Annotated in this window: 10 protein-coding genes; 7 read left to right on the forward strand and 3 right to left on the reverse strand. The window is 47.9% G+C overall.

Features of this window, described 5'->3' with window-relative positions; genetic code table 11:
- Nucleotides 1-26 precede the first annotated feature (26 nt).
- The 5 genes from rpoN (at nt 27) to npr (ending at nt 3,633) form a co-directional block, all read left to right on the forward strand.
- Nucleotides 27-1,460: an RNA polymerase factor sigma-54 gene (gene rpoN, locus HMPREF3091_RS18875; RefSeq protein WP_070717985.1), complete on the forward strand. Its 1,434-nt coding sequence runs from the start codon at nt 27-29 to the stop codon at nt 1,458-1,460.
- 23 nt (nt 1,461-1,483) lie between these two features.
- Nucleotides 1,484-1,771 carry a ribosome hibernation promoting factor gene (gene hpf / locus HMPREF3091_RS18880; protein WP_008815220.1) on the forward strand — a complete coding sequence of 96 codons (288 nt, stop codon included), beginning with the start codon at nt 1,484-1,486 and terminating at the stop codon, nt 1,769-1,771.
- A gap of 79 nt (nt 1,772-1,850) precedes the next feature.
- A complete protein-coding gene (gene ptsN, locus HMPREF3091_RS18885; RefSeq protein ID WP_008815221.1) occupies nt 1,851-2,357 on the forward strand; it encodes a PTS IIA-like nitrogen regulatory protein PtsN in 507 nt (168 codons plus the stop codon).
- A gap of 142 nt (nt 2,358-2,499) precedes the next feature.
- On the forward strand, nt 2,500-3,351 hold the full coding sequence (gene rapZ / locus HMPREF3091_RS18890) for an RNase adapter RapZ (RefSeq protein ID WP_004091249.1): 852 nt from the start codon (nt 2,500-2,502) through the stop codon (nt 3,349-3,351).
- Nucleotides 3,352-3,360: 9 nt separating this feature from the next.
- Nucleotides 3,361-3,633, forward strand: a complete 273-nt coding sequence (npr, locus tag HMPREF3091_RS18895) for a PTS phosphocarrier protein NPr (RefSeq protein WP_008815222.1) — start codon at nt 3,361-3,363, stop codon at nt 3,631-3,633.
- 199 nt (nt 3,634-3,832) lie between these two features.
- Here the strand turns inward: npr and ompC are convergent, their stop codons facing one another.
- Nucleotides 3,833-4,933: a porin OmpC gene (gene ompC, locus HMPREF3091_RS18900; RefSeq protein WP_070717986.1), complete on the reverse strand. Its 1,101-nt coding sequence runs from the start codon at nt 4,931-4,933 to the stop codon at nt 3,833-3,835.
- A gap of 389 nt (nt 4,934-5,322) precedes the next feature.
- Between ompC and rnk the strand changes: the two genes are divergently transcribed.
- Both rnk and HMPREF3091_RS18910 read left to right on the forward strand, forming a co-directional pair.
- Complete coding sequence (rnk, locus tag HMPREF3091_RS18905; protein ID WP_008815233.1) at nt 5,323-5,733, forward strand: nucleoside diphosphate kinase regulator; 411 nt, start codon at nt 5,323-5,325, stop codon at nt 5,731-5,733.
- A gap of 178 nt (nt 5,734-5,911) precedes the next feature.
- Complete coding sequence (locus HMPREF3091_RS18910) at nt 5,912-7,018, forward strand: transglutaminase-like domain-containing protein (protein ID WP_070717988.1); 1,107 nt, start codon at nt 5,912-5,914, stop codon at nt 7,016-7,018.
- A 61-nt stretch (nt 7,019-7,079) separates the two neighbouring features.
- Here HMPREF3091_RS18910 and HMPREF3091_RS18915 read toward each other — a convergent pair whose 3' ends face one another.
- The gene (locus tag HMPREF3091_RS18915) at nt 7,080-7,580 is read right to left on the reverse strand and encodes a cytochrome b/b6 domain-containing protein (RefSeq protein WP_246840026.1); all 501 of its coding nucleotides are present in this window, start codon (nt 7,578-7,580) and stop codon (nt 7,080-7,082) included.
- A gap of 20 nt (nt 7,581-7,600) precedes the next feature.
- Entirely contained in the window at nt 7,601-7,993 is a 393-nt protein-coding gene (gene cybC, locus HMPREF3091_RS18920) for a cytochrome b562 (RefSeq protein ID WP_004091238.1), read from the reverse strand.
- Nucleotides 7,994-8,480: the final 487 nt, after the last annotated feature.

The raw sequence follows: 8,480 nt of genomic DNA on the forward strand, positions 1-8,480 counted from the left end.
GCACCAATGGAAATGAGCTCGCGATTATGAAGCAAGGTTTGCAACTCAGGCTAAGTCAGCAGTTAGCGATGACACCACAATTGCAGCAGGCGATCCGCCTGTTGCAATTATCAACGCTAGAGCTTCAGCAAGAGATCCAACAGGCGTTAGAAAGCAACCCACTGCTTGAACAAGATGACACTCACGATGAAATCGAAACTTCAACGGAAGAAGTCAACGAGGAGCTGGACACACGTGAACAGCTAGAGCAACCGGATATGCCCGAGGAACTCCCCCTCGATGCCACATGGGATGAAATCTACACAGCAGGAACGCCATCAGGCACAGGTACTGATTACAGCGATGATGAGCTGCCTATCTATCAAGGCGAAACGACACAAAGCCTGCAAGACTATTTAATGTGGCAAGTTGAGCTAACGCCCTTCAGCGACACCGATCTGGCCATTGCCACTGCCATCGTAGACGCCGTTGATGATACCGGCTATCTCACCTCTTCTCTCGACGATATTTTAGAGAGCATGGGTGATGAGCTTGTGATGATGGATGAAATTGAAGCCGTACTCAAGCGTGTACAACGTTTTGATCCCGTCGGCGTTGCAGCACGCGATTTACGCGACTGTTTACTGGTTCAGCTTTCTCAGTTTGCCGATGATACCCCCTTCCTAAGCGAAGCTCGTCTCATTGTTGATAAACATTTAGATCTGTTAGCCAACCACGATTTCCGTAATCTGATGCGTTCGACTAAGCTGAAAGAAGACGTGTTAAAAGAGGCCATGCAGCTCATTCAAACGCTCGATCCGCGTCCTGGGCTCTCTATCAATACCGGCGAATCAGATTATGTCATCCCTGACGTTTTAGTGCATAAACACCAAGGCCATTGGGTCGTCGAACTGAATCAGGATAGCGTTCCGCGTCTTAAAATTAATCAGCACTATGTCTCGCTCGGCGCACAAACCCGCAGCGACAGCGACACGCAATTCATCCGCAGCAATTTGCAAGAAGCGAAGTGGCTGATTAAAAGCTTAGAAAGTCGTAATGACACGCTGCTGAAGGTTTCACGCTGCATCGTTGAGCAGCAGCAGGCATTTTTTGATAATGGTGCCGAATATATGAAGCCGATGGTGCTGGCCGATATCGCTCAGCAAGTCGACATGCATGAATCCACCATTTCTCGCGTGACCACGCAGAAGTTTCTGCACAGTCCACGAGGTATATTTGAACTGAAATATTTCTTCTCTAGTCACGTCAGTACCGAAGACGGAGGCGAAGCCTCGTCAACGGCGATTCGCGCACTAGTGAAAAAGCTCGTTGCAGCGGAAAACCCAGCTAAACCGCTGAGTGACAGCAAGCTAGCGACCTTGCTGGCCGATCAGGGTATTATGGTTGCCAGACGTACCGTTGCTAAATACCGAGAGTCTTTGTCCATCCCACCGTCTAACCAACGCAAACAATTGGTTTGACCATAACAGAGAAGGAAGACACTATGCAGCTCAACATTACCGGACATCATGTCGAAATTACCGAGGCTTTGCGCGAATTCGTCACCACCAAATTTGCCAAACTCGAGCAATACTTTGACCGAATCAATCAGGTTTATGTGGTACTGAGCGTGGAGAAAATCCAACATATTGCAGAAGCAACGGTACATATTAACGGCGGCGAGCTGCATGCCACCTCGGAGCAAACAGACATGTATGCTGCGATTGACACCTTAGTTGATAAGCTGGCGCGCCAGCTCAACAAACATAAAGACAAATTAAAACAACACTAACGTTTAACTATTTTAAACACCAGCTGACTTAATCGGCCTGTTTCGTCAATGAAACGGGCCGATAAGCCATCAGGGGAGCATGAAAAATCAGTCTATGGCTGGTTTAAATGAAGAAGATGAGATGAGTAACGATTTAACTATGCCTTTAACCTCCGTACTGAGTCCGGAGTGCACACGCAATGCGGTTCACTGTTCCAGCAAGAAACGCGCTCTGGAAATCATCAGCGAACTAGCGGCTGCACAGCTGAACCTTCCACCGCAGGTCGTGTTCGACGCGATCCTAACGCGCGAACGTATGGGGAGCACCGGCATTGGCAACGGCATCGCCATCCCTCACGGTAAGCTTGAGGAAGATACCCTACGAGCCATTGCCGTCTTCATACATCTGGAACAACCGATTAGCTTCGACGCTATCGACAATCAACCGGTTGACCTGCTTTTTGCGTTGCTGGTGCCCGCCGATCAGTGCAAAACCCATCTGCAAACATTAGCGATTATGGCTCAAAAGCTGGCTGACAAAGGTGTATGCCGTCGCTTACGCAGCGCGCAGAGCGACGATGAACTGTACAAAATCATTACAGAATAAAGTGTTAGCACACAATCAAAATGGTGGCAGGATATTACTCGTCACGTTACATTGAGCATAACAATTTGTGATAGTCCTCCTGCGGGAGGTCAAATTTCAACAGGCGGCAATTTAGCTGTCCGAAATTAAGGGGAGTTGTGACATGGTGCTGATGATTGTCAGCGGCCGTTCCGGTTCAGGGAAATCTGTTGCGTTACGTGCGCTAGAAGATATGGGTTTTTATTGTGTAGACAATTTACCTGTAGAACTCTTGCCGAATTTAGCTCGTTCGCTGGCCGATCGTGGAACTTCCGCCGCCGTCAGTATTGACGTGCGTAACATGCCTGAATCTCCTGAAGTGCTGGAAACAGCGATGGATAATCTGCCAGACAGCTTTTCTCCACAGCTGCTGTTCTTAGATGCCGATCGCAATACGCTAATCCGTCGCTATAGCGACACGCGTCGCCTGCATCCTCTCTCAACCAAAAATCTCTCTCTAGAAAGTGCCATCGATGAAGAAAGCGACCTGCTGGAACCGCTACGTTCCCGCGCGGATCTCATCATCGATACTTCAGAGATGTCGGTGCACGAGTTAGCCGAAATGCTGCGTACGCGCCTGCTGGGCAAACGCGAGCGTGAATTGACGATGGTGTTTGAATCCTTCGGCTTCAAACACGGCATTCCTATCGATGCTGACTATGTGTTTGACGTGCGTTTTTTACCGAACCCGCATTGGGATCCCAAACTACGTCCTATGACCGGTTTAGATAAACCCGTTGCGGCATTTTTAGATCGTCATACCGAAGTACATAACTTCATCTACCAAACGCGTAGCTATCTGGAACAGTGGCTGCCAATGCTAGAAACTAACAACCGCAGCTACCTTACCGTCGCCATCGGCTGTACCGGCGGCAAACATCGTTCTGTCTATGTAGCGGAGCAACTGGCCGACTACTTCCGCTCACGCGGCAAGAATGTACAGTCTCGTCACCGTACGCTAGAAAAACGTAAATAGGCCCGTTGTATGACCGTAAAGCAAACCGTGGAAATCAGAAATCGCTTGGGCATGCATGCGCGCCCTGCGATGAAATTGTTTGAGCTGGTTCAGGGATTCGACGCTGAAGTATTACTGCGTAATGAAAGCGGCGTCGAGGCCGAGGCCAGCAGCGTCATTGCACTACTGATGTTAGACTCTGCTCAGGGTGGCCATATTGAAGTTCAGGCGGAAGGGCCTGATGAAGATAAAGCGTTAGAAGCCGTAGTCTCTCTGTTTGAAGCAGGTTTTGACGAAGACTAATAGATGGCTGTTTTACGCTCCCCAAAAAACCTCTATTCTCTATAGAGGTTTTTTTATCTAGATAATAATAAAAAAAAGCCCCATAAATCATTTATGAGGCAAACAATGAAGCCAATGACAGGATATAACTATATTTTGCAGCGGATAATGACAGCGGAAAAAGGAATAAAACCGCCATCTAATTCTTAACGAAAAAAAATTAGAACTGATATACCAATCCCGTTGCAACAATGTTGTCTGAATTAATACCAGCACGGTTATTACTATCAAGCAGGTTAATTTTATAATCAACATAAGCAGACATATTTTTGTTAAAGTAATAGGTTGTGGCAACATCGGCATATTTGACTAAGTCCATATCGCCATATCGACCAACGTTTTCACCTCGGGATTGTAAATATGCTAATGAGGGACGTAATCCATTATCAAACTGATATTGAGCGACCAACTCCCAGTTATCAGTTTTATTAGCGAAACCCTGTAAACGACTACCGCTGAAATAGGTCATATTGCGTGTTTGCGCATAGGTCGCTGCGATATAAACGTTATTGGCATCATATTTCATACCTGCTGTCCAAGCCTCTGCGCGCTTACCATTAGCCAAAGTAGAACGTTGCTGTTGCAGAGTACGATTGGAGTTCGTATATGCCGTGCCTGCACTGATACCCCAGCCTAAATCATAAGTCATTGCCATACCGTAGCCATCACCGTTCTGCTCGGAAATACTACGGCCTGATGTGCCATTAGAGCAACCGCCGTCAGAGGTACAAGTGCCGTTTTTTCCCTGATATTGTGCGGCGATATTCAATCCATCAACCAAACCAAAGAAGCCACTATTACGATATGTCAGCAAACCACTGCTGCGATTGGTCATGAAGTTATCTTCAGCTTCATAGGTGTTATCACCAAACTCAGGCAACATATCGGTCCACGAAGCAATGTCATACAACACGCCATAGTTACGCCCATAATCAATCGACCCGAAGTTTCCATATTTCAATCCAGCAAAGCCAAGGCGAGTATAGGCGTCGTTTTGTGTTTCTGGCGTGTTTGCCATAACCTGATATTCCCACTGACCGTAACCGGTCAGCTTATCATTAATTTGGGTTTCACCACGAAATCCAAAGCGGATATAAGATTGATCACCATCAGCACTTTTATCTTTGCTAAAATAATGAAGGCCATCAGCTTTCAGATTGAGATCCAATTTATTGCCATCATGGTTATAAATTTCTGCCGCATGCCCTAAACCAGAAACACTCAGCATCGATACAATGACTGCCGCTTTAGATATTTTCATTATGACTCCAAAAAAGATACTTTATAAATTTGTCTGCCGGAGATCATAGGCGAATCAGCGATAAAATAATGATGGAATGGGATAATTATGTAATACGATGGGGTTTTGTTAAGAAAAAATATAGAAAGCATTCCTCCTTACCTGATTTACCAGGAAAAAACGCCATCACTGTTATAAATTGCGGCAGAGTTTGATACTATCCCAAGGGCGGATATAGAGTATCCGAATCGTGATACAGCTCACTTTTAAAAAGCCGGTAAGCTATCTATTATCACGTTATAGAAAGTCCACGAATCCTAAACCCTTGCGCTTACGGGCGTGAGGGTTTTCTTTTGACACCAAACAACAAGGACCGGATCGACTCCTGTCCACCTTACATGGAGAGAACGATGTCACGACCAGCCATTATCCTGAATGAACTTGATGCAGCCCGCTTAGATACACTGCTTGAGCAGCCAGCTTTCGCCAGCCTGCCGGTCGCTGAAGCATTGAATAACGAACTGGATCGCGCGGAAATGCTCAGCCCTGAAAATATGCCGGCCGACGTAGTGACCATGAACAGCCGCGTCAAATTCCGCGATCTATCGTCTAAAGAAGAGCATGTACGCACGCTGGTTTATCCAGCCAGCCTGAAAGATAGCGCCGCAGAGCTGTCTGTCATGGCGCCTATCGGGGCCGCGCTGCTAGGTTTACGCGTCGGCGATGCGATTCAGTGGGAGCTGCCAAACGGCCAGACAACCCATATTGAAGTACTTGAATTACAATACCAGCCAGAAGCTGCTGGCGAATATCATCGTTAACCCTGAAAATAGGTAAAATATTACCTTCCCGATTATCTGGAGTCAGACCGCTCCAAATCGGAAAGGCGTTCACCTCGCTGGGTTAGCGGAAGGCCTCAGGCAAACGAAAACGGCGGATGAAACCATGGAAGCCAGACACTTGGCTTCTTTTTCCTGACAACACGAATATGGAAAATTCATGAACAGACGCCGTTTTCTCCGCCTTAGCGCCGCAGTACCGCTCATCGCATCAGCCATGATAAGCATGGGATATGCCGCATCAAATGATGCCGTTCTCAGCAATGAAACAAAAGATTGGCAGCATTACCGAGTCACGACGCAGGTAGATATTCCAGCGACCAATGAAGCCGTGCAGCTATGGCTGCCGCTGCCGGATACACGCCTTGGCGATTATCAGCGCGCCCAAACTCCGCATTGGAAAGTCTCCGCCGACGGCAAGGCTAAACTGATGCTGGTTAAGCCCTACAACGCGCTGGTTTTACATGTTAGCTGGCCGGCAAAGGCCGCACAGCACAGCATAACCATGACACAAAGCATAAGTACTCGTGATCGCCATATCGATCTCCAAACGCCGCCAGCCAATCCAGTCAAACTTTCAGCGCAAGAAATGGCCCTTTACCTTCAGCCTACTCGCTATTTGCCTACCGATGGTATCGTGGCAAAAACGGCGAATCAGATCATTCAGGGACGCGGTGAAAATAATATCGATCGCGCCAAAATGATTTATGACTGGGTAGTGGCCAACACTCAGCGCGATCCGAAAACGCTCGGCTGCGGCGATGGCAACGTTAAGCAAATGCTCGACAGCGGCAATCTTTCCGGTAAATGTGCCGACATCAACGCGCTGTTTGTGGCGTTAGCGCGATCGGTCGGTATCCCTGCCCGCGATGCCTATGGCGTACGTTTAGGGAAGTCGAGCATGGGATTCAATAGCCTCGGCAAAGACGGCGATATCACCAAAGCTCAACACTGCCGCGCCGAATTCTATATGGAAGGTTACGGCTGGATACCCGTAGATCCTGCGGATGTGCGCAAAGTGATGCTGGAAGAGCAGCCGGGCGGCCTACCGTTTAGCGATCCTAAAGTGCAGAAAGCCAATAAGTGGATGTTTGGCGGTTGGGAGATGAACTGGATGGCCTATAACCACGCCCACGATCTTAAGCTGCCCGGAGACGCCGAACAGGCCGCCTATTTAATGTATCCGCAAGCACAGATTGGCGAGCAAAAATTGGATGGTTTGAAGCCTGATACTTTCAAATATTCAATCAGTAGCGTGAAGCGTTAAGCGCATAGACTCCCTCTTCAGAAGTGGAGAGGGAGTCTATAAATCACGGACATTATGTCACCTACTTCTTACCTGGCAGCATAGCGCGCACCAAGTCCTTACGTAACCAGACAGACATCGCGATCACCGCAAGAATATGTATGCATACCAGCACAGTGACCGTGTTAACCAGCCAGTAATGCCAGTCATCTACCGGATAGAGATCGATAAAATCCGTATCTTGCGCCCAGCCGGTTAAAGCTATCAGCGGCAACAAAATCCAAAACAGCCAGATGCCGATAGCTCCTAGCGGGTTATGATGTAAATGCGTCGGCACACTACGATTTTTTAATTCATGGAAATGGTGTTTCAGGGACGTAGGGGTTGGAATTATCGCTGACAAACGCGCAGGGCCTTTTGCCAACGTGAATCCCCATATGATACGCAAGATCACTAGGCTGGCCACTGCAAGCCCAATAATCTGATGCCAGTCACTCCCCGGCGTAGTCACATGCAGGCGATTTAGTAAAAACCCCAGAGCAACGCCCCAGTGGGTAAAGCGCACCATCGCGTCCCAGCGCATTTCCAACCCCCGAGTCATAATTACTTGTACTTCTTATGGTAAGTATTGCGCGTATCTTTAAACTTCTCTGCGGCTGCTTTAGCTTGTTCAAACTGGCCCGCATCAGCCAGTTTCTCCGCATCATTAATTTGCCCAATGAGAATATCGAGACCATGGCGGAAATCGGTCATTTTGGCACCCTCAGCAGGCTCCTTCTCAAGCTTAGGTGGCGTCCCTTTTTGAGCCTCCTGAGCCCCAGCTTTCATACCTTCTAATGCTTTCTTAAACTCTTGTGGATTATCGGCCTTCAGCGCGATTTTATAATTGCTTGCGATAGTATCCATCGCATCACCCACATCTTCCCCCGCGGCATAAACCAGAGAGCTTCCCATCATCATTGCCGCACTGGCTAACACTAGTAACGTTTTACGCATATTATTATTTCCTTACTTATTGATAACATTAGCTCACGATTATCAACATAGAGAGTAGGGAGAGGATGTGCAAGGTGTAGGAGGAGGAATTTACGTTTATTGACGGGGATAGAGATTGAGATTGGGGGGCGTTTATATGGATTCAGTGCACTGCTTGTAGGCCTGCCGTTTATGTCATTACTGTGAAATGTTTCGTTTACCAATCCTCTATGAAACTTCCGTGAAATGTTTCGTCCGCCGGTCAACAAATGCGTTTCCATGAAACAACTGACGAAGGCGTCCGATGAGGGGCGCCAGCGCGCGCCCCTTCAAACCTCGCGCTTTTTATCCGAGACGCCATCTCCGCTCCGGTTTGGTATCGCCCATCCAGGGCGCCCCAAACTCCGCCGGTACATCCCTGTACCGGCGGCTCTCTCTACCAAGACTTAAACAATTAAAAAGGCAAAGACAGAGCAATATTGTTTTGTCTTTTCATGTTAGATGAAAT

The organism is Hafnia sp. HMSC23F03 (assembly GCF_001816025.1).
Taxonomy (GTDB): Bacteria; Pseudomonadota; Gammaproteobacteria; order Enterobacterales; family Enterobacteriaceae; genus Hafnia; species Hafnia paralvei.